1 protein-coding gene is annotated in these 2,413 nt (G+C 42.6%); it reads right to left on the bottom strand.

The window, feature by feature from the left end:
- Positions 1 to 21: 21 nt before the first annotated feature.
- Positions 22 to 1,761 carry a Vgb family protein gene (locus ACZFYI_RS19110; protein ID WP_462525716.1) on the bottom strand — a complete coding sequence of 580 codons (1,740 nt, stop codon included), beginning with the start codon at positions 1,759 to 1,761 and terminating at the stop codon, positions 22 to 24.
- Positions 1,762 to 2,413: the final 652 nt, after the last annotated feature.

Here is a 2,413-nt window from a genome sequence, read left to right as displayed (position 1 = left end):
TTTATTTGGGCGCAAAGAACCTCAATTTTTTGAGATGCGGTAAATCACATTCTTGCCCCCACCTGAAACATAGATATCACCGGATAGGCCAACTGCTACGCCATCAAAGAAGTTAGTAGGAGGTAAGGCAAGATCCTGACCAAAAGCAGGTTTACTCAGGCTGAGGCCATCTGCAATTTTGCTCACGACTCCTGTGGCCAAGTCTATTCGTGATAACCTTGAAGCACCTGTTTCCACAACCAGCAGGCCGCCTTCTTTATCCCATGCCAATCCTTCCGGACTCATCAATCCCGTGGCTAATGGAAAAGGTGTACTTGGCGTATCGCCGTTAAATCCTACCTGCCAAACAATGCCTGTACCCCAGTCAGCTACCCATAAGGTTTCCCCGTCAGTTGCCAAACCACTTGGAGCAAATACATTGACGCCATCTATAGGTAAAATTATTGACTTGTCACTTGCCCGGACCACGCCGCCTAGTCCCAAATCGGAAACTGCAATATCACCTTTAAACCGGATAGCATCAATAGGTATATCCAATGGATAGGTTTCAATTACCTGATCAGATTGTGGATTCCAGATTTGAACTACTCCTCCGAAATAGGAAGACACGATCAGATTCTCACCGTCTGCAGAAAGAGTAAAAGGAGTGGTCAGATTTCCTTCACCACCGAGTAAATCACCTTTATAAACATTTCCAACTTTGCCAGTGAGTCCATTCATTTGGTACAATCGGAACAAGTCGGCTACATACAATGCGTCTTTTTTATTTGCCCCCGGTAAAACTGCCATACCTTGGGGTGCTATCATGCCTCCGCGACTGATGGTCCGTGGCTGACCACTTGGTAGTATTTGTACTACAGTGCCAAAATCTGCATTAGAGATAAAGAGGGAGCCATTGGAGTCAAAGGCCAAGTTGTCAAGTCCAGGTTGGATTTTTACAAAAAGTGTTTTTTCTCCGGTCGATGTGTTTACTTTAAATACTTCACCTGTTTGGTCCAATACATGTAGGACTCCCTTTGAATCGAACTTTGCGGCAGCGGGAACTGTGAAGCCACCGGCTACGAATTCTGCAGTTCCATCAGCAAAAGGATTGGTAGAAGGTGGGGTTCCTGGCCCTCCGACATTTACCCTAATCACCGCACCTCCTGCAAAGAGAGGTCCGTACAATTTACCATCTGGACCGAAGTCAAATCCATTTAAAAAGCCAAGGGGAAATTCGATACCCGGGTTGCTGCTAACAATAATCGGTCTAGGTGGTGCCTTGAGCTCGGGATCCAACTCGTACAACCCATCACCCCTAAAGCAGAGTCCTACAAACAAACGCCCATCATCTGAGAAAGTGATAGGATTGACTCCAGGTGCTACAGGCTGTTTGGTCACCACTCCTTGGGGGGTCATGCGTCCTACCTCACCAATATTGATATCGGTCCAATAGAGCGAGCCATCCGGTCCAAAAGCCAAATCATCAGGGGAGATCACCCCTTTGTCAGTTCCGATCTTCTTGATGATTTTGCCGTTTTGTTTGTTCATGACGACTATTTCCTGACCTCCAAAACTGGCAACGTAAAGATTGCCATCAGGACCGAAGTTTACACCATTGGCACTTTTGATGGGAGATCCCGTGTAAATCTCCTGGACAAGGAGTTTTGTATTCTTTCTGTTATTGGCACCCTGAGGGATAAGCTCATGGATCTCTTGGCATGCTGTAAATGAAAGCAGCAAAGCCAAAGCGGCTAAAATGGGATAAGGTTTACGTTTCATTTTTTTTTCTTTGGTTAAATGGTTAGAATTTTGAAAAGCGGTTTTCATGTTTAATCGATATTCATTTTTGTAAAAAAGCATTTTAAACTTCTTCTCTAATGAAGTGTCTCAAAACGCTTCATTAACGTTGACCTAAGCTACATTTAAGGAGAGAATCCGACCGTAGGTATTGTTGCAGATCCTTTAGACTTTGTTCCAAATGAGGGAAAATGTAGATTTCTATGTCAATTCCCCATCAAGAAAAATTTTGTAAAAATTTGAATTGAAAAAAAACCATTGACGATTACACGCCAATGGCTTTTTGTATTACCTGATCTATGTTTATATTGAATCTAAGGTAAGAACTTGCCTAAATTATTGGTTTAGCCATTGATTCATAGGCTTTAGACTTTGTTCCAATTCAAGGGAAAAGCTGATTTTGCCTTTTTCTTAAGCCAGAAAGAATAAATCTATAAAAAGTTGGATCGTCAGGTCAGTTTTGAAAAACCGGTTCTTATGCTTAAAAAGAATATGGATGTACGCAATTATGCCTTTAACATAAAAATTCGAAATAATTCTTGGTCAAAAACTGAAATGCCTGATACTTCCGACTTCGTTCCGATAGCTATCGGAATTCCGTCAAGCTTGAAATACATTAGAGGCTTACTGTCAA

The sequence above is a fragment of the Aquiflexum sp. genome, assembly GCF_977115555.1.
Note: the sequence above shows the minus strand (reverse complement) of the source record. Positions and strands in the feature narration are given on the sequence as shown.

Bases quoted from the DNA above. Each gene is read 5' to 3' on its own strand.
- ACZFYI_RS19110 (WP_462525716.1), bottom strand. From the start codon at position 1,761: ATGAAACGTAAACCTTATCCCATTTTAGCCGCTTTGGCTTTGCTGCTT.